The 18,279-nt window shown below is 66.8% G+C and carries 14 protein-coding genes and 2 pseudogenes; 10 read left to right on the plus strand and 6 right to left on the minus strand.

Annotation, left to right across the window (positions count from 1 at the left end; all coding sequences use genetic code 11):
- Positions 1-8 precede the first annotated feature (8 nt).
- Positions 9-527: a transcriptional repressor gene (locus tag EO170_RS06815; protein ID WP_016902320.1), complete on the plus strand. Its 519-nt coding sequence runs from the start codon at positions 9-11 to the stop codon at positions 525-527.
- A 134-nt stretch (positions 528-661) separates the two neighbouring features.
- Here the strand turns inward: EO170_RS06815 and EO170_RS06820 are convergent, their stop codons facing one another.
- The gene (locus EO170_RS06820; protein WP_104581861.1) at positions 662-1,282 is read right to left on the minus strand and encodes a TetR/AcrR family transcriptional regulator; all 621 of its coding nucleotides are present in this window, start codon (positions 1,280-1,282) and stop codon (positions 662-664) included.
- A 129-nt stretch (positions 1,283-1,411) separates the two neighbouring features.
- On the opposite strand from EO170_RS06820, the gene EO170_RS06825 reads away from it, so the two are divergent.
- The 5 genes and pseudogenes from EO170_RS06825 to EO170_RS06845 form a co-directional block, all read left to right on the plus strand.
- The gene (locus EO170_RS06825) at positions 1,412-2,635 is read left to right on the plus strand and encodes an efflux RND transporter periplasmic adaptor subunit (protein ID WP_126943547.1); all 1,224 of its coding nucleotides are present in this window, start codon (positions 1,412-1,414) and stop codon (positions 2,633-2,635) included.
- A gap of 16 nt (positions 2,636-2,651) precedes the next feature.
- A complete protein-coding gene (locus tag EO170_RS06830; protein WP_126943550.1) occupies positions 2,652-5,795 on the plus strand; it encodes an efflux RND transporter permease subunit in 3,144 nt (1,047 codons plus the stop codon).
- A gap of 1 nt (position 5,796) precedes the next feature.
- Complete coding sequence (locus tag EO170_RS06835) at positions 5,797-7,293, plus strand: efflux transporter outer membrane subunit (protein WP_104581864.1); 1,497 nt, start codon at positions 5,797-5,799, stop codon at positions 7,291-7,293.
- Entirely contained in the window at positions 7,286-7,969 is a 684-nt protein-coding gene (locus EO170_RS06840) for a TetR/AcrR family transcriptional regulator (RefSeq protein ID WP_126943553.1), read from the plus strand. Before EO170_RS06835 ends, EO170_RS06840 begins: the two co-directional genes overlap by 8 nt.
- Positions 7,970-8,088: 119 nt before the next feature.
- Positions 8,089-8,247, plus strand: a pseudogene (locus tag EO170_RS06845) (aldo/keto reductase); the annotation flags it as partial.
- A 399-nt stretch (positions 8,248-8,646) separates the two neighbouring features.
- On the opposite strand, the gene EO170_RS06850 reads toward EO170_RS06845, so the two are convergent.
- On the minus strand, positions 8,647-9,546 hold the full coding sequence (locus EO170_RS06850; protein WP_126943556.1) for a LysR family transcriptional regulator: 900 nt from the start codon (positions 9,544-9,546) through the stop codon (positions 8,647-8,649).
- 192 nt (positions 9,547-9,738) lie between these two features.
- On the opposite strand from EO170_RS06850, the gene EO170_RS06855 reads away from it, so the two are divergent.
- On the plus strand, positions 9,739-10,212 hold the full coding sequence (locus tag EO170_RS06855) for a cupin domain-containing protein (protein WP_164739142.1): 474 nt from the start codon (positions 9,739-9,741) through the stop codon (positions 10,210-10,212).
- 99 nt (positions 10,213-10,311) lie between these two features.
- Here the strand turns inward: EO170_RS06855 and EO170_RS06860 are convergent, their stop codons facing one another.
- Complete coding sequence (locus EO170_RS06860) at positions 10,312-11,220, minus strand: AraC family transcriptional regulator (protein ID WP_126943559.1); 909 nt, start codon at positions 11,218-11,220, stop codon at positions 10,312-10,314.
- Between the two features lie 239 nt (positions 11,221-11,459).
- Between EO170_RS06860 and EO170_RS06865 the strand changes: the two genes are divergently transcribed.
- Positions 11,460-11,663, plus strand: a complete 204-nt coding sequence (locus EO170_RS06865) for a hypothetical protein (protein ID WP_115677603.1) — start codon at positions 11,460-11,462, stop codon at positions 11,661-11,663.
- A gap of 16 nt (positions 11,664-11,679) precedes the next feature.
- Here the strand turns inward: EO170_RS06865 and EO170_RS21700 are convergent.
- Together EO170_RS21700 and EO170_RS06880 are read right to left on the minus strand one after the other, a co-directional pair.
- Positions 11,680-11,863, minus strand: a pseudogene (locus tag EO170_RS21700) (hypothetical protein); the annotation flags it as partial.
- Positions 11,864-12,248: 385 nt separating this feature from the next.
- Positions 12,249-13,163 (minus strand): LysR family transcriptional regulator, encoded by a 915-nt coding sequence (locus EO170_RS06880; RefSeq protein WP_126943565.1) that lies wholly within the window; start codon positions 13,161-13,163, stop codon positions 12,249-12,251.
- 100 nt (positions 13,164-13,263) lie between these two features.
- On the opposite strand from EO170_RS06880, the gene EO170_RS06885 reads away from it, so the two are divergent.
- Positions 13,264-14,475: an MFS transporter gene (locus tag EO170_RS06885; protein ID WP_126943568.1), complete on the plus strand. Its 1,212-nt coding sequence runs from the start codon at positions 13,264-13,266 to the stop codon at positions 14,473-14,475.
- 167 nt (positions 14,476-14,642) lie between these two features.
- Positions 14,643-15,674 (plus strand): aldo/keto reductase, encoded by a 1,032-nt coding sequence (locus tag EO170_RS06890; RefSeq protein ID WP_126943571.1) that lies wholly within the window; start codon positions 14,643-14,645, stop codon positions 15,672-15,674.
- 105 nt (positions 15,675-15,779) lie between these two features.
- Here EO170_RS06890 and EO170_RS06895 read toward each other — a convergent pair whose 3' ends face one another.
- Positions 15,780-18,158 (minus strand): TonB-dependent receptor, encoded by a 2,379-nt coding sequence (locus EO170_RS06895; protein WP_126943574.1) that lies wholly within the window; start codon positions 18,156-18,158, stop codon positions 15,780-15,782.
- Positions 18,159-18,279 lie beyond the last annotated feature (121 nt).

Below are 18,279 nucleotides of genomic sequence, written 5' to 3' on the forward strand. Positions count from 1 at the left end.
GAGCCTGTATGACCAAGCATACGCACACCCAGACGCACGATCAGGAACACGCCTGCACAGCCCCGCATCACCATGTCGACGATGCCAACGGCTTCGTGCGCGCGGTGGAGCGCGCCTGCAGTGAGCGCGGCCTGCGGCTGACGCCGATCCGCGCCAATGTGCTGCGGTTGATTGCCGACGCCGGCAAGCCGGTCAAGGCCTATGAGCTGCTGGACTGGGTGCGCGAAGGCAAGGGCGTCGGTGCCGATGCCCCGCCCACGGTGTACCGCGCGCTGGATTTCCTGATGGCCAACGGCTTCGTGCACAAGCTCGAATCGGTCAATGCCTTCGTCGCCTGCCACCACCCCAACAGCGCCCAGCACTCGGTGCCGTTCCTGATCTGCGACCGCTGCCACAGCGCGGTGGAGCTGGAAGACCGCGAGGTGGTGGCGCAACTGGAAGCGCGCGCCAAGGCGCTGGGTTTCCAGCCGCAGGCACAGACCCTGGAAGTGCATGGCCTGTGCGCCAAGTGCGCGGTGGCCGAGTAAGGATCGCCAGCCAAAACGCAGGGCGGTTTACTTAGAGCGGCTGACAAAACCCAGCGTGCGAGTGCCATGCACGCGCATCAGTGAGGTCGCTAGCGACGCATCGCTTAACCCAAGGTATCAGACACCACCGCGCATCACGCCGCGGCGTCGGTCTTGCTGCCATAGCCCGCCAGAAACAGGGCGACCGCGCGCTGCGTCGCCTCGCGCAGATACGCGGGCGAGGGGTTCTTGAGTGCGCCGAACAGGCAGGGCATCAGGGTTTCCGCCTCCAGCAGCCCGCCGAACTGCCTGGCCGCGATCAGGACGTCGGCGCAGCGGATCACGCCGCGATCCATCTGCGTCTGCAGATAGTCGGCCATGCGCTGCACACCTTCTTCCGGGCCGGAATTGAAGAACAACGCGCCCACGTCCGACCGCCCCGACACGCCGATGATGGTTTGCCAGATGGTGATCGAGCTGGGCGCGCACAGGAAGCTGAGGATGTCCTCGCCGAAGCGCTGCAGGGTCTCGGCGACCGGGCCGTTGCTCTGCGAAAGCGCGTCCAGCAGCGGGTCGATGTAGCGGTCGGACATGTCCTTGGCAAACGCCACAAACAGCTCATCCTTGGACGGGAAATAGCCGTAGAGCGTGCGCTTGGAGCCGCCGACGCGGGCGGCGATCTGCGACATCGAGGCGCCTTCGAAGCCCAGTTCGAGGAACACCTCGCTGGCCGCCTGCACGATGGCGTCGCGTTTTCCTTCGGTTCTGACCCGCATCAACTGACTCCCTTGGGCAGTTAAGTATACCGACTGGGCAGTAATGCTTGACGGCCACGGATGCGCTCATTAGGATACCGAACCGTACCGTTTAGATTTAACCATCCTGCGTTCCGTCGGAGACCTCCCGTGCGTCCTCATGCTGCGTTTCGCCTGCCCCTGCTTGCTTCTGCTGTTGCAGCCACCCTCCTGCTCAGTGCCTGCGGCAGCCCGCCGGGCGGACCGCCGCCGGAGGAGGGCATGCCCGAAATGGGCGTGCTGACCGTCAGGCCACAGCCGGTGACCCTGACCACCGAGCTCCCCGGGCGCACGGTTCCCTACCTGATCGCCGAAGTTCGCCCACAGGTGGGCGGCATCGTGCAGTCGCGCCAGTTCACCGAGGGCGGCGACGTCAAGGCCGGGCAGACGCTGTACCAGATCGATCCGGCGACCTACCGCGCCAGCTATGCCAGCGCCCAGGCCACCCTGGCCAAGGCGCAGGCCAACCTGCGCACCGCCAGGCTCAAGGCCGAGCGCTACACCGAACTGGTGCAGATCAAGGCGATCAGCCAGCAGGACGGCGACGACACCGCCGCTGCACTGGGCCAGGCCGAAGCCGATGTGGCGGCCGGCAAGGCCAGCGTGGAAACCGCGCGCATCAACCTGGCCTTCGCGCGCCTGGACGCGCCGATCTCCGGCCGCATCGGCCGCTCCAGCGTCACCCCGGGCGCCTTGGTGACCGCCAACCAGGCCACCGCGCTGACCACCATCCAGCAACTGGACCCGATCTACATCGACGTCACCCAGCCCAGCGCGGCCTTGCTACGCCTGAAGCAGGCGATGGCGCGCGGCGAGCTGGAGAAGGCCGGCGACGATGCGGCCAAGGTGTCGCTGCTGCTGGAAGACGGCAGCACCTATCCGCTGCAGGGCCACCTGGCGTTTTCCGATGTCACCGTCGACCAGAACACCGGCTCGATCACCCTGCGCGCGGTGTTCCCGAACCCGAAGGCGGAGTTGCTGCCGGGCATGTATGTGCGCGCGGTGCTGCAGGAGGGCATCAAGGAGCAGGGCGTGCTGGTGCCGCAGCAGGCGGTCTCGCGCAATGGCGCCGGCAAGCCGACCGCGTTCGTGGTCGGTGCCGATCACAAGCTGCAACTGCGCGTACTGGAAACCGACCGCGAAGTCGGCGACCAGTGGCTGGTGCGCAGCGGTCTGAAGGCCGGCGAGCAACTGGTGGTCGAAGGCGTCTCGCGCGCCCGCGACGGCATCGAGGTCAAGACCGTGCCGTGGCAGCCCAAGGGCAAGCCCGCCGCCGGTGCTGGCAATGCTGCCGGCACACCTCCCGCCCCGACCGCACCGCGTGCGGCCAACTGAGGCGGGATCACACGTCATGGCACGCTTCTTCATCGATCGTCCGATCTTCGCCTGGGTGCTGGCCATCATCGTGATGCTGGCCGGCATCCTGTCCATCGCCACCTTGCCGATTGCGCAATACCCCAGCATCGCGCCGCCCGCCGTCGCCATCACCGCCAACTATCCGGGCGCCTCGGCGCAGACCCTGGAAGACACCGTCACCCAGGTCATCGAGCAGAAGATGAAGGGGCTGGACCACCTCAGCTACATGGCCTCCACCAGCGAATCCAGCGGTGCGGTGACCATCACGCTGACCTTCGACAACGGCACCGACCCGGACACCGCGCAGGTGCAGGTGCAGAACAAGTTGTCGCTGGCCACGCCGTTGTTGCCGCAGGAAGTGCAGCAGCAGGGCGTGACGGTGACCAAGTCGGCCACCAACTTCCTCAACGTGCTGGCCTTCACTTCCGAAGACGGCAGCATGAGCGATTCGGACCTGTCCGATTACGTGGCTGCCAACGTGCAGGAAACCATCAGCCGCGTCGAAGGCGTGGGCGACACCACCTTGTTCGGCTCCCAGTACGCGATGCGGGTATGGATGGACCCGAACAAGTTGAACAACTTCAGCCTGACCCCGGTGGATGTACGCACCGCGATCCAGGCGCAGAACGCGCAGGTGTCGGCCGGCCAGCTGGGCGCATTGCCGGCGGTGCCCAACCAGCAGCTCAATGCCACCATCACCGCGCAGACCCGGCTGAAGACCGCCGAGGAGTTCGAGAACATCCTGCTGCGCACGCAGTCCGATGGCTCGCAGGTGCGCCTGCGCGATGTGGCACGCATCGAGCTGGGCAGCGAGAGCTACAACACGGTGGGCCGCTACAACGGCAAGCCGGCCGCCGGTCTGGCGATCAAGCTGGCCACCGGCGCCAATGCGCTGGATACGGTGCGCGCGATCGACAAGAGCCTGGAAGAGCAGGAGAAATTCTTCCCGCCGGGCATGAAGGTGCAAAAGCCGTACGACACCACGCCGTTCGTGCGCATCTCCATCGAGCAGGTGGTGCATACGCTGATCGAGGCGGTGGTGCTGGTGTTTCTGGTGATGTACCTGTTCCTGCAGAATTTTCGCGCGACCCTGATACCGACCATCGCGGTGCCGGTGGTGTTGCTCGGCACCTTCGGCGTGCTGGCGGCGTTCGGTTTCACCATCAACACGCTGACCATGTTCGCGATGGTGCTGGCGATCGGCCTGCTGGTGGACGATGCCATCGTGGTGGTGGAAAACGTCGAACGCGTGATGGGCGAGGAGCAGTTGTCGCCCAGGGATGCCACGCGCAAGTCGATGGACCAGATCTCCGGCGCGCTGGTCGGCGTGGCTCTGGTACTGGCTGCGGTGTTCGTGCCGATGGCGTTCTTCGGCGGTTCCACCGGTGTGATCTACCGGCAGTTCTCGATCACGATTGTTTCTGCCATGACCTTGTCGGTGCTGGTGGCGATGATCCTGACCCCGGCCCTGTGCGCCACCTTGCTCAAGCCGGTGGAGAAGGGCCATGGTCTGGCGACCACCGGGTTCTTCGGCTGGTTCAACCGCCTGTTCGATCGCGGCAACACCGGCTACCAGGGCGTGGTGCGGCACATGCTGGGCAAGGGCTGGCGCTACATGCTGGCCTATGCGGTGTTGCTGGCGCTGGTGGTGTTCGGCTTCATGAAGCTGCCGGTGGGCTTCCTGCCGGACGAGGACCAGGGCACGCTGTTCGTGCTGGTGCAATTGCCGCCCGGTGCCACCGATGCGCGCACCGGCGAGGTGCTCAAGCAGGTGGAGCATCACTTCCTGGTCGATCAGAAGGACTCGGTCGCCGGCATCTTTGCGGTCTCCGGTTTCAGCTTTGCCGGTACCGGCCAGAACGTGGGCTTTGCCTTCGTCAAGTTGCGGCCGTGGGACGAGCGCACTGGCAAGGGCCAGACCGTCACCGACGTGGCGGGCAAGGCAGGTGCGTTCTTCAGCACCATTCGCGATGCCAAGGTGTTTGCGTTCGCACCGCCGGCAGTCTCCGAGCTGGGCAATGCGACCGGCTTCGACCTGATGCTGCAGGACCGCGCCAACCTCGGCCACGCCGCCTTGATGCAGGCACGCGATCAACTGCTGGCCGAGCTGTCGCAGGACAAGCGGCTGGTGGCGGTGCGCCCGAACGGGCAGGAGGACACGCCCGAGTTCAAGCTGGAGATCGATTCGCACAAGGCGCAGGCCATGGGCGTGTCGATCGCCGATATCAACAACACCTTCTCCAGCGCCTGGGGCAGTACCTACGTCAACGACTTCATCGACAAGGGCCGCGTCAAGAAGGTGATGCTGCAGGCCGATGCGGCGTACCGCATGAATCCGCAGGACATCGACCGCTGGTTCGTGCGCAACAGCGCCGGCACGATGGTGCCGTTCAACGCCTTCGCCACTGCCAGCTGGCAATCGGGCTCGCCGCGGTTGGAGCGTTACAACAGCGTGCCGTCGGTGGAGATCCTGGGCATGGCGATGCCCGGTGCGGCCTCCAGCGGCGAGGCGATGCAGATCGTGGAAGCGGCGGCGGCCAAGTTGCCGCCGGGCATCGGCTACGAGTGGACCGGGTTGTCGCGGCAGGAAAAATCCTCGACCGGCCAGACCGGGCTGTTGTACGGGCTGTCGATCCTGATCGTGTTCCTGTGTCTGGCCGCGTTGTACGAAAGCTGGGCGATTCCGTTCTCGGTGATCCTGGTGGTGCCGCTGGGCGTATTCGGCACGCTGCTGGGCGCAATGCTGACCTGGAAAATGAACGATGTGTACTTCCAGGTAGGCCTGCTCACCACGATTGGCCTGGCATCGAAAAACGCGATCCTGATCGTGGAATTTGCCAAGGAACTGCACGAAAGCGGCAAGAGCCTGGTCGCAGCGGCACTGGAAGCGGCGCGCATGCGCCTGCGGCCGATCCTGATGACATCGCTGGCCTTCATCCTGGGCGTGGTGCCGCTGGTGCTCGGCAGTGGTGCCGGTGCAGGCGCTCAGCACGCCTTGGGCACCGCGGTGATCGGCGGCATGTTGTCCGGCACGATCCTGGCGATCTTCTTCGTGCCGCTGTTCTTCGTGCTGATCAGCGGCTTGTTCAAGCGCCGCGCACAGCCCACTTCGCCCGCACCGCAACCGGCAGGACACTGAGATGACACCGATCCGCATGACATTGACCGCGATGGCGGTGGCCGGCGTGCTGTCCGGATGCACCCTGATGCCGCGCTATGCACGGCCCGACGCACCGGTGCCCGAGCGTTTTGCCGGCACCGAGCTCGCGACGGCATCCAATACCACCGCTGCCGCCAGCCCCGAGCCGGCGGTCGATATCGCCAACATCGGCTGGCGGCAGGTGTTCACCGACCCGGCGCTACAGCAGGTGATCGCGCTGGCATTGGAGAACAATCGCGACCTGCGCGTGGCCGCACTCAACATCGAGGTGGCACGTGCGCAGTACCGGGTGGAGCGCGCTGCGCTGCTGCCCGCCGTGCAGGGCACCGGCACCGCCAATAACGCGCGCACGCCGGCGGAGCTGGCCATTCCAGGCCAGCCGCAGGTGTTCCGGACCTACAGCGCCAACATCGGCGTCAGTGCGTACGAGCTGGATCTGTTCGGGCGTGTGCGCAGCCTCAAGGAACAGGCGCTGCAACAGTTCCTGTCCACCGCCGAGGCACGCCGCAGCGCCCATATCAGCCTGGTGGCCGAAGTGGCCACCGCCTATCTGACGCTGGCGGCCGATCAGCAGTTGCTGCAGCTGGCACAGTCCACCTTGAGCAGCCAGGGCGACAGTTATCGCCTGCAGCAACGCAGTTTCGAGCTGGGTGTGGCTTCGCAGCTCACCTTGCGCCAGGCGCAGACCACGGTGGAAACCGCGCGCGTGGACGTGGAGCGCTATACCGCGCAGGTGGCGCAGGACCGCAACGCCCTGGTGCTGCTGGTCGGCACGCAGCTGCCGGCGGAGCTGTTGCCGCGTGCCTTGCCCGATGGCGCCAGCGTGGACGGCAACGTGCTGGCCAGCGTGCCGGCCGGCTTGCCGTCGCAGTTGCTGCAGCGTCGCCCGGATATCCTCGAGGCCGAGCGCAACCTGCGTGCGGCCAATGCCAACATCGGTGCGGCGCGCGCGGCGTTCTTCCCCAGCATCAGCCTGACCGCATCGACCGGCTCGTCCAGCAGTAGCCTGTCCAACCTGTTCGATTCCGGCACCCGCGCCTGGAGCTTCGTGCCCACGCTGACGCTGCCGATCTTCAACGCCGGGCGTAACCGGGCCAACCTGGACATGGCCAAGGCCAACCGCGATATCGAGGTGGCGCAATACGAAAAGGCGATCCAGAGCGCGTTCCGCGAGGTTTCCGATGCGCTCGCGCAACGCGAGACCCTGGGCCGGCAATTGCAGGCGCAACAGGCTCTGGTCGACGCCACCGCCGACAGCTACCGGCTGTCGCAGGCGCGCTTCGAACGCGGCGTGGACAGCTACCTGCAGGCGCTGGATGCGCAGCGCTCGCTGTACAGCGCGCAGCAGAGCTTGATCACCACGCAGCTGTCGCGCTTCACCAATCTGGCGACGTTCTACAAGGCGATGGGCGGTGGTTGGCTGCAATCGGCCGAGCCGGCGGTGGCGACGACTGCGACGGGGCAGCCACGTGGATGACGCCGCTGCCGAACCGCCAGCACCCAGGCATGCACCGCACGACAAACGTGGTGCGATTCTGCGCGCGGCAGGCGAGCTGTTTCCACGCCAGGGCTTCGACAGGACCAGCATGGACAGCATCGCCGAGCGCGCGATGGTGTCCAAGGCCACGGTGTATGCGCATTTCGCCTCCAAGGAGGTGCTGTTCCGCACCACATTGGAGGCGCTGGCGCACCAATCGCCCAATCCCTGGGAGGCGCTGTTGAACATGCGCGGGCCGTTGCCCGTGCGTCTGCTCGCCATCGCCGATGCGGTCGTGCGCATGGCGGCCAGCAATGCACTGGGCGATGCCGCATATGGACTGGTGCGGCCGCCGGCACTGCCCGGCCAGATGCGCGAGGAGATGTGGACGCTGGGCTTCGAACGCTACGACACCACGATGCGTGCGGTGCTGGCGCGCGAAGTGGAGCAGGGCAGCCTGGTCATCGACAATCTGCCGGATGCCTCGGTGCATTTCTTCGGATTGATGACCGGGATGCCGGCCAATGCGGCGCTGCGTGGCAACCCATTGCAGGCACCGGCCGCCACGCCGCACGCGTATGTCGCCAGTGCGGTGGCGCTGTTCCTGCGCGCGTATCGGCCGCAATCGCCAGCGGTGACCACGGCAGGCAAGCGCGAGGTGCCGAGCGGGTTCTAGCGGCGGCAGGCAGCGTGATGGATGGGAGGGCGGTGGTGTCCGCGCTGGGCCTGGGCTGCATGGGCCTGAGCTATGGCTACGGGCCGGCGACCGCGCCCAAGGTGTTCGCTCTGCACTTTCCCGGCACCACCAAGCGGCATCGCCTGGAAGAAAACCTGGGCGGCGCCGCATTGACCTTGAACAGCGAGGATCTTGCGCGCATCCAGCAGGCACTGGATGCGGTGGCGATTGTCGGCGGGCGTTACCGCCCGGAGCGGCAGAAGCTGGTCGGTAAATAACCCCGGCGATCCTGACCGCCAACCGACGTAGTTGTAGGAGCGTGCCCGCGCGCGATGGGGCTTTACCGATAAGCCCCGTCGCGCGCAGGCACGCTCCTACACGAGCATTCCAACGCACCAGAGCGTGCCGCAACGCGTCGGTCACCAGCCTCAAACCTGCCGCCAACCGACGCTGTTGTAGGAGCGTGCCCGCGCGCGATGGGGCTTTACCGATAAAGCCCTGTCGCGCGCAGGCACGCTCCTACACGAGCATTCCAACGCACCAGAGCGTGCCGCAGTACGTCGGTCACCAGCCTCAAACCTGCCGCCAACCGACGCTGTTGTAGGAGCGTGCCCGCGCGCGATGGAGCTTTACCGATAAGGCCTCGTCGCGCGCAGGCACGCTCCTACACGGACGCGTCAGCGCGCCGGATCGTGCCGCAATGCGTCGATCACGACCTTGAGTGCGCTCGAGGTTTGGCGGCGGCTGGGGTAATAGGCGTAATAGCCGTCGAATGGGGCGCACCAGTCCTCCAGCACGCGGCGTAGCCGGCCGGCGGCGAGGTGCTCCAGCACCATGGTTTCCGGCAAGAACGCGAGTCCGCCGCCGGCCAGTGCGGCACGCAGCACCGCGCTGCTGCCGTTGAAGGTCCATTGCCCGTCCACGCGGACCTTGACCTCGTGCCCGTCCTTTTCGAAGTCCCAGACCAGCAAGCCGCCGTGGGTGGGCAGGCGCAGGCCGATGCAGTTGTGCCTGGCCAGGTCGGCCGGGACAGCAGGGATGGTGTGGTGCACGAAGTAGCCCGGCACCGCCACCACCGCCATGCGCTGCATCGGGCTGATCGGCACCGCGACCATGTCCTTGGCGACCTGATCGCCCAGCCGGATGCCGATGTCGTAGCGCTGGGCAACGATATCGGCCAGCCCGTAATCGACGGTGATCTCGATCCTGAGGTCAGGATAGTCGGGCAGCACCTGCGACAACGCTGGCCAGATGTAGGCGTCGGCGGCGTGGCCGGTAGTGGTGATACGGATGGTGCCGGCCGGCGTGTCGCGGAAGTTGGTGAGCGCGGACAGTTCGTGGTCGATCTCCTGCAGCCGCGGAGCCAGGGTGTCGAACAGGCGTGCGCCGGCTTCGGTCATCGACACGCTGCGCGTGGTGCGGGTCAGCAGGCGGATGCCCAGACGTGCTTCCAGTGCGCGCACGGTATGGCTCAGCGCCGATTGCGAGACGCCAAGCTGCGCGGCGGCGCGGGTGAAGCTGCCTTCGCGCGCCACGGCGACGAAGGCCTGCAGATCGTTGAGGTTTTCCCGCGCCATTGGTTGCGAATGCCGACTCCACCGCATGCCATTCATGCGGCTGCATCATGCGCGATGGTGCGTGATGGCTCCACACCCGGCGGGTCATGGCCGCATTGATGCGCTGTGTTTCTAGGTGCATGCGCTGCTGCCTGGGTAATGCCGGTGCGCCTGCACGCTACAGTGCAGTCACTTGAATCGAGGAGCACGGCCATGAATCTGTTTGCAACCGCGATGTCGCTGTCGATGATGGCTGCCGTCACGCCCGCAGGTGAAGAGCGACACGCGATCAGGGTGAGCAAGGCCGGCGGCGCCGCATCTGCAGCCGGCCCGGCCGACTATTTCACCGGCACCGTGCGCATCGATGCGCCTTTCCAGGCCGATGCGCCGGCGCGGGTGGGCGGTGCCACCGTCACCTTCGAGCCGGGCGCGCGCACCGCCTGGCACACCCATCCGTTGGGGCAGACGCTGATCGTCACCGCCGGCGCCGGGCGTGTGCAGGAATGGGGCAAGCCGGCGCAGCAGATCCGCCCGGGCGACATCGTGTGGATTCCGCCGGGCGTCAAGCACTGGCACGGCGCCAACGCGACCGTGGCGATGTCGCACATCGCCATCGCCGAAGCGCAGGATGGCTCGCCGGTGACCTGGCTGGAGCAGGTCAGCGAGGCGCAGTACGCGGCCGAGTGAACGGTGCTCAACGATGACGTGGCGCGGTCTGCCGCGTCATCGGTGATACATGTCGCTTAGCGCGGGCGCGTGACTGCGCTCCACTGCACGCGGACAGGCTTACGCCGCTTGTGTCGCAGCCTGTGCCCCGGCACGCAACCGTTGCGCGTCACGTGCGGGCGGCGCGCCGAGAATGCGCGCGTAGTCGCGACTGAATTGCGAGGCGCTCTCGTAGCCGACGCGGAAGCCGGCATCAGCGGCATTCAGCGCTTCGGCCAGCATCAGCCGGCGCGCTTCGTGCACGCGCAGATGCGAGCGATATTCCAGCGGCGTCATCGAGGTGACCGCCTTGAAATGCGCATGAAAGGTGGAGCGGCTCATTGCCGACAGATCGGCAATCTGCTCGATGCGGAAGCGCCGTGCGTAATGCTCGCGCAGCCAGACAATGGCTTTGGAAATCTGGTTGAGTCGGCTGTCGGCGATGGCCATCTGGCGCACCACCGCATTGGCCGGATCGGCCATCAGACGATAGAGCACTTCGCGCAGCACCAGCGGTGCCAGCGCGGCGATCTCCTGGGGTTGATCGAGCAGACGCGCCAGCCGCACCGCGGCGTCCTGCAATGGCGGCGTGCTGTGGTTGAGCAACAAGCCGGCCTGCACCGCATCGCGTTGCGGCTCGACCAGCTCCGGGTGGCTGACGGCCAGGTCGCTCAGCACGGCGGTGTCCAGATCCAGGCAGAAACACAGATACGGCTGCGCGGCGCTGGCCTCGATCACTGAACCGACGATCGGCAGATCCACCGAGGCCACCAGATACATCTGCGGGTGATAGAGATACGCCGCCGCGCCCAGCATCGCCTGCTTGCGGCCTTGCGCCACCAGGCACAGCATCGGCGTATAGACCGTGGGCACCGACACCGTCGGCGAGGCGCTGCGCATGATCTGCAGCCCGGCAATCCGGGTGGCGTGCATGCCATCGCCAGGGGCGTGGCGCAGCAGGATGTCGGTCATCTCGGTCAAGGCGGACATGCAGGACTCGGCAGTGGCACCAGGCGGCCTGGCCGCGATGCCGTCGATCGTACAAGACCGGATGTCATGGAGCCGGCAGGTCCGCAGCAGCGGCAGGCCACGGCAGCGCCGGTTGGCGCCGACACGTGCGTTCAGGCGCTTGCGCGCCCAGCGCCTCAACACGACAGGCCTGCCATGATCTGATAGGGCGCTCACGCGCGCGCCGTATCATGGGCGTCTGTTTCCGTGACGCCTCGCCCATGCCCGCAAAACGTTCGACCATCCCCGCACCGACGCGCCCCGCCGACTGGAAGGCGCTCGAGGCCGCCGCCACGGCCGAACTTGCGCGTCGCACAGCGCAAGCGCATCAGCAGATCCTGGGATTGTTGAACACGCATGGGCATCTGCTCAGCGAGGCGCAGCGGCGCGGCTTGCACAAGCGCTTGGTGCGTGCGGGGGGCTAGGAGCGGCGACAAAACTCTATGTCGGCAGCGGCGACGTGTTGGTCACGCGCGCCTTGTTGATCGATGAGTCGAATGCGCGGTGCCCTCGCCACTTGCGGGACACGCCGTGAATCCGTCCCTGGAGGCTCCTGGGCGGCATCCATGCCGCCGAGGGTCCCGGAAGCGGCGAGGGCACCGCACCAGAAAGTTGGTCGGTTATCGCACCAAAGGCCGCTTGTCGTCGGATGTGCATCAAATCTTGCGACGTTGAGCCGGCGCATCAGTATCGGACAACCTGATTTTCGAACAACGCGCAGCGTGCATTGCTTGCACCTGCACACCGACCATCCCGACAGGTCCTTGCCCGCCTACCGTGGCGGGACCGTGAGCGGCATGGATGCCGCGCCAGCGCCTGCACGGACGTACTTGCGGCGTGTCCTGCGATGGTGGGCAGGCGAGGGCCATGCAGTAAAGCCACAGATCACCCGCTCTACAGCTGAGCCATCCGCAAAGCCGTAGATTGGCTGCTCTCCAAGACGTCACGTCGCAGCCACGCATCGCTCCGCGTCCAGCCAGCACTGGCCGACGCAAGCACCAAACTTGCGTTCAACCGACACGCTCCCAGGGCGGCACTTCGCCCAGGCGTTCCAGCAGAAACTCCACGAATGCGCGCACGCGCGGTGGCTGCAGCTGGCGCGCCGGCATCACCGCGTTGATCTGCGTGGTCGGTGGCGGGTAGTCGGGGAGGACCTCGACCAACCGGCCGTCGTGCAGTTCCTCGGCAATGTGCCAGTACGAATGCAACGCGATTCCCTGGCCGGCAATGGCCGCGTCGCGGATCAACTCACCGAAATTGCTTTCGAAGCGGCTTTGCATGCGCACGCGTACTAGGCCGCCCTCCGGCGTTTGCAACCGCCACACGTCCTGGCGGCCGTCGCGGCCCATCAGCAGCACGCCGGCGTGCCCGGCCAGGTCGTCCGGCGTGCGCGGGGTGCCATGGCGCTTCAGGTAATCGGGCGAGGCGGCGAGGGTGCGGCGGTTGTCGGCGATGCGCCGCGCCACCAGCCCGGAGTCGTCCAGCGGGCCGATGCGGATCGCCAGATCGAAGCCTTGCCTGACCAGGTCCACCAGGTCGTCGCTCAGATGCGCGCTGATGTGCACGCGCGGATGCCGGGCCTGGAATTCCGGCAGCAGCGGCGACACGTATTGCCGCCCGAACGAGGCCGACAGGGTCATGCGCAGGATGCCGCCGACCGCGTGTGCGCTCTCGCGCAGGTCGTCGGCCAGCGCGTCCAGATCCTGCACCAGTACGCGGCCGCGCTCGGCCAGACGCTGGCCCTCGGGTGTGGGGTGCAGGCGGCGTGTGGTCCGGTGCAGCAGTCGCACGCCCAGCTCGCGTTCCAGCCGCTTCAGGCGCTGGCTGGCGACCGCCAGCGACAGGTCCAGGCTGCGCGCACCGGCGGTGATCGAGCCGGAATCGAGCACGCGCAGGAACAGCGCGATGTCGCCGAGGCGGTCCATGCGATTCTCAATGATTGGTTGATAGTGAATCAGGATAGCAGGGGTTTTTGCTTAGGACGCCGGAGCGCAGGCTGTGGGTCGTCTTCCCTGGTCCCTGCCCATGTCCGCTTCCGTGCGTTCTTCCCGCTTTCCGCCAGCGCTGCTGGCGCTGACCATCGGTGCCTTCGGCATCGGCACCACCGAGTTCGTGATCATGGGCCTGCTGCAGCAGGTGGCCACCGACCTGGGCGTGTCGCTCAGCGCCGCCGGCCTGCTGATCAGCGGCTATGCGCTGGGTGTGTTCGTCGGGGCGCCGGTGCTGACGCTGGCCAGTGCGCGCTTGCCGCGCAAGGCGGTGCTGGTCGGGTTGATGGCGATCTTCACCCTGGGCAACGTGGCCTGCGCGCTGGCGCCGGACTACACCAGCCTGATGGTCGCGCGCGTGCTGACCTCGCTGGCGCACGGCACCTTCTTCGGCGTGGGCGCGGTGGTGGCGACCTCGCTGGTCCCGGCCGAGCGCCGCGCTTCGGCAATCTCGCTGATGTTTGCCGGGCTGACCGTGGCCACCCTGCTGGGGGTGCCGGCCGGCGCCTGGCTGGGGCTGCAGCTGGGCTGGCGGGCGACGTTCTGGGCGGTTGCGATCGTCGGCGTGCTGGCCACGGCCGCGGTGGCGCTGTGGGTACCGGCGAACGCAGGCGCGGCCGCAGCGGTGTCATGGCGGCAGGAAGTGGCAGTGCTGGGGCGCGGGCAGGTGGTGCTGGCGCTGGCGATGACGGTGGTGGGCTATGCCGGCGTGTTCGCGGTGTTCACCTATATCCAGCCGTTGCTGGTGGAGGTGACCGGTTTTGCGCAGACCGCGGTGTCGCCGGTGTTGCTGGTCTTCGGCGTCGGCATGATCGTGGGCAATCTGCTCGGCGGGCGTCTGGCCGACCGGCGTCCCACCGCCGCCTTGCTGGGCAGCCTGGCGGCATTGGTGGTGGTGCTCGCTGCGATGGGCCTGGTCCTGCACAACAAGACCGCGATGGTGGTGTTCGTCGGGCTGCTGGGCGTGGCCGCCTTCGCCACCGTGGCGCCGCTGCAACTGCGCGTGCTCGAGCATGCGCGTGGTGCCGGCCAGAACCTGGCCTCCAGTCTCAATATCGCCGCGTTCAATCTGGGCAATGCCGTGGGCGCCTGGCTGGGCGGTGTGGTGATCGCCACCCATGCCGGCCTGGTTGCCACGCCGTGGGTCGCCGCGTTGTTGAGCGCGATGGGCCTGGGGATCGCGTTGTGGAGCGTGCAGCTGCAACGCCGGCGTGCCGCTGCGCCGGGCGTCTGCGTGCAGGCGGGTTGATTCGGTCCTGCCGGCGCAGCGCGCAGTACTTGCGCAACCGGCAGACCTGCGCGATCGGCGCCATCGGCGCAGGTCGCCGGCGAGCGGATCGTCGCGGCTGGCGTCGCGCAGTGGCCGATCCTCCGGCACTGCGCGTGGATTTTCTTTCGATTTCAGGGAGTAGTGCGATGGACACACGTTTTCTCGGCCGGTCCGGTTTCAAGGTGCCGGTGCTCGGTCTGGGTGCCGGTACCTTTGGCGGCAAGGGGCCGCTGTTTTCTGCCTGGGGCGATACCGATGTGGCGCAGGCGCAGCGCATGATCGATCTGTGCCTGGAGGCGGGCCTGAACCTGTTCGACACCGCCGATGTGTATTCGGACGGTGCCTCCGAAGAGATTCTCGGCCAGGCGCTGCAGGGGCGCCGCGATCAGGTGATCCTGTCGACCAAGACCGGCCTGCGCCTGGGCGATGGGCCCAACGATGCCGGCGCCTCGCGCTTCCGCCTGTTGCGTGCGGTGGATGCCTCGTTGCGGCGCCTGCGCACCGACCATATCGATCTGCTGCAACTGCATGCCTTCGACGCGATGACGCCGGTGGAAGAAACCCTGTCCACGCTGGATGAGCTGGTGCGTGCAGGAAAGGTGCGCTATCTGGGCGCGTCGAACTACGCCGGCTGGCAGTTGATGAAGTCGTTATCTGTGGCGGACGCGCATGGCTGGAGCCGCTTCGTGGCCAACCAGACCTACTACTCGCTGGCCGGGCGCGACTACGAATGGGAGCTGATGCCGCTGGGCATCGACCAGGGCGTGGGCGCAGTGGTGTGGAGTCCGCTGGGGTGGGGCCGCCTGACCGGCAAGCTGCGCCGCGGCCAACCGCTGCCGGACACCAGCCGCCTGCACGCGACGGCCGCCGCGGGCCCGGCGATCAGCGATGAGCGCCTGTTCGACATTGTCGATGTGCTGGACGCCATTGCCGAGGAGACCGGGCGCAGCGTGCCGCAGATCGCCATCAACTGGCTGCTGCAGCGGCCCACCGTCAGCACGGTGCTGATCGGCGCGCGCGACGAAACCCAGCTGCGCCAGAACCTGGGTGCGGTGGGCTGGTCGCTGACGGCCGAGCAGCGCACGCGCCTGGAGGCGGTGAGCGCGGTGGAGCCGCCGTATCCGTACTACCCGTACTGGCGCGGACATTTCGCAGAGCGCAGCCCGCTGCCGGTATAGGCATGGTGGCCGCCCGTGTGCCGCCGGCAGACGCCAGCACCACGCGCGGGCTGGTGGGCGCACGCTGCGGCGTGGGCAGCGACAGTTGCACGCCTTCTGCGCGGATCACCAGCGATACGCCACCGACATCTGGTATTGCCGCCCGGCGATCGGCCGGCCCATGAACACGCCGCCGGTGGCCGCACCGGGCACGCGCACATTGCCTTCGGTCAGCCCCAGCGTATCGGTGACGTTGCTGCCGCTGGCGGTCACTTCCCAATGCTCGCCCACGTGCAGGTTGGCGCCGATATCCACCATGTCGTAGGACGGCAGGCGCTGGCTGTTGGCCAGGTCGGCGAAGCGATCGCCGATGTAGGAGTAGGTGGCGAACAGCTTGAGGTCGCCGAACGGCAGCATCCAGTAGTAGCTGGGCGTCACGCGGAACTGCCGCTTGGGCTGGCGCATCACCTGGTTGCCGGTGAACTCGCGGTAGTTGCGGTATTTCGCATCCAGCCACACCCCGGTGCCGGCCAGCTCGAAGCCGCCGAACGGGCGGATGGCGCCTTCCACCTCCAGACCGCGCGCGCGCGAATCCCCAACGGTGGTGAAGTTCTCGCCATTGGCCAGAAACGCCTGGAATGGCGAGTTCTTGAAGGTGTTGTAGAACGCAGTGAGATACAGGTCGTAGCTGCTGGCGCCGGACTTGAGCCCGAGTTCGTACTGATCCACGTCCTGCACGCGATTCTGGCCATCGCGCAGATTGTCGAAGCCGGGGAACTTCACCCCCGAGTTGACGCGGGCGAACAGGCTGTTGCTGTCGTTGAGCTTGAAGTTCAGGCCCGCCGTCCACGAGAACGCCTCGTCGTCCTGGTCGATGCGGCGCGTGCTGGCCAGCGCCAGCGAGGTGGCGTTGTCGTACAGCGTGGCCGGGTTGCCGTCCAGGTCCACCGTGGTGGTGTCGTGCACGTCACCGGTGACGCTCTGGCGCTCGTAGCGTGCGCCCAGGTCCAGACGCAGCTGGTCGTTGATTTCCCATTCGTCGGCGACGAAGGCGGCGATGTTCTCGCCGTCGTAGTTCGCGCGCAGGTTGAAGAACGCGGTGCTGGTGAAGCCCTGCCGCGTGGCCTGGCGCCCGTCAGCCAGATCCACGTCGATGCGGCGCGCGTTGTTCTGCGCGGTGAGCAGCATGGTGTTGCCCAGGTACCAGGTATCCGCAGAGGAATACCTGGCGTAGTACGTGCCTACGGTGAGCGTATTGCCGGCAAACAGTTCGCGGCTCAGGCGCAGGTCGTTGGTGACCGAGTTCAGGCGCTTGTCCACCGACCACCAGCCGGCTTCCAGCACCTGCTGGTTCGGATCCACCGCGCCGCCGCCGTTGGTGAAGCGGCCGCTGCCAGCGCTGCCATAGCCGGCGATGAAGTCACCCAGCCGCTGCGGCGCATCCCCGGTGAACAGGGCATAGGTCGGCGCACTGCCGCTCATCACGTTGAAGCGGTCGGCGATGGTCCAGTCGCCGCGCTCCCAGTTCAATTCGCCGCCGAACACATCGATGTTGACGCCGCGCCCATCGGCCAGATCGCGCTGGATGGTCTGCCCGTTCGGTCCGACCAGCAGATCGACATTGCGGAAGTCGCGGCCGAGCAGGGTGCCGGTCTGCGCATTCAAGCCGGGGAAACTGGACAGGTCGTTGCCGTTGTTGCGCGACAGCAGCGGAATGGCGGTGTAGAAGGCGTTGTTGTCATCGGTATGCCGCGCGTAGAACGACACCTCGCCGCTGTCCCAGCGCTTGCTCAGCGTGGCGCTGAACTGGCCGCCCTTGTCGGCGGCGAACTGCGGGTCGCGCACGCCGTCGGTTTCGCGGAAGAACCCTCCCACGCTGTAGTACCAGCCATTGCCCATCGGCCCGCTGTTGAACACATCGATGCGGCGCAGGGCGTTGTTGCCGCCGGTCAGGCGCACGCTGCCTTCCGGTTCGTCCTGGCCTTTTTTCTGGATGAAATTGACTGTGAGCCCCGGCTGCCCGTTGGAGAAGATCGGGCTGGAACCGCCACGCAACACCTCCATGCGCTCGACCGTGTCGTCGACACGGAACAGCGTGGAATTTTCCAGAAACGACAGGCTTGGCGGCGGAAACAGCGGCGAGCCATCCAGTTGCATGGTCACGAACGGCGCATCGCCTTCGGACGGCATGCCGCGCACGAAGATGTTGGCACCGGTGCCGCCACCGCTGGGCTCGGCCCATACGCCCGGCACGATCTTCAACAGGTCCGCGGTGCTCTGCGGGACGGCCTGCTGGATCTGCTCCGGGCTGGCGGTGGTGATCGAAAAGCTGGCATCGCGCTTGGCCAGGCCCTTGAAGCGCGCGGTGCCGCTGACGATCACCGCATCCAGCGTGGTGGCGTCCTGTTGTGGCGGTGCCGCAGGGGCGGTTTGCGCGTAGGCGACAGGGCTGAGCAGGACACTGATGGTCAATGACAGGGCGTGGCGGGACAGGGACGAGGTCATGCGTGCTCTCCTTCAATCGCAGCGATCGACGCAAACCCGGCAAAACGCGGGCGGGCGCCGGAAAGGTGATGTGCCGCACAGGAGCGCGCCGGAACGGCAACGCGCGCATGCAGTGCGTGTT

The sequence above is a fragment of the Xanthomonas sp. BRIP62409 genome, assembly GCF_003992965.1.
Lineage (GTDB): Bacteria > Pseudomonadota > Gammaproteobacteria > Xanthomonadales > Xanthomonadaceae > Xanthomonas > Xanthomonas euroxanthea.

What these genes read in the sequence shown, in the direction of transcription:
- EO170_RS06890 (WP_126943571.1), top strand. Translation starts at nt 14,643, where the DNA reads ATGGACACACGTTTTCTCGGCCGGTCCGGTTTCAAGGTGCCGGTGCTC.
- EO170_RS06850 (WP_126943556.1), bottom strand. Translation starts at nt 9,546, where the DNA reads ATGGCGCGGGAAAACCTCAACGATCTGCAGGCCTTCGTCGCCGTGGCG.
- EO170_RS06815 (WP_016902320.1), top strand. Translation starts at nt 9, where the DNA reads ATGACCAAGCATACGCACACCCAGACGCACGATCAGGAACACGCCTGC.
- EO170_RS06865 (WP_115677603.1), top strand. Translation starts at nt 11,460, where the DNA reads ATGCCCGCAAAACGTTCGACCATCCCCGCACCGACGCGCCCCGCCGAC.
- EO170_RS06835 (WP_104581864.1), top strand. Translation starts at nt 5,797, where the DNA reads ATGACACCGATCCGCATGACATTGACCGCGATGGCGGTGGCCGGCGTG.
- EO170_RS06880 (WP_126943565.1), bottom strand. Translation starts at nt 13,163, where the DNA reads ATGGACCGCCTCGGCGACATCGCGCTGTTCCTGCGCGTGCTCGATTCC.
- EO170_RS06895 (WP_126943574.1), bottom strand. Translation starts at nt 18,158, where the DNA reads ATGACCTCGTCCCTGTCCCGCCACGCCCTGTCATTGACCATCAGTGTC.
- EO170_RS06855 (WP_164739142.1), top strand. Translation starts at nt 9,739, where the DNA reads ATGAATCTGTTTGCAACCGCGATGTCGCTGTCGATGATGGCTGCCGTC.
- EO170_RS06830 (WP_126943550.1), top strand. Translation starts at nt 2,652, where the DNA reads ATGGCACGCTTCTTCATCGATCGTCCGATCTTCGCCTGGGTGCTGGCC.
- EO170_RS06860 (WP_126943559.1), bottom strand. Translation starts at nt 11,220, where the DNA reads ATGTCCGCCTTGACCGAGATGACCGACATCCTGCTGCGCCACGCCCCT.
- EO170_RS06820 (WP_104581861.1), bottom strand. Translation starts at nt 1,282, where the DNA reads ATGCGGGTCAGAACCGAAGGAAAACGCGACGCCATCGTGCAGGCGGCC.
- EO170_RS06885 (WP_126943568.1), top strand. Translation starts at nt 13,264, where the DNA reads ATGTCCGCTTCCGTGCGTTCTTCCCGCTTTCCGCCAGCGCTGCTGGCG.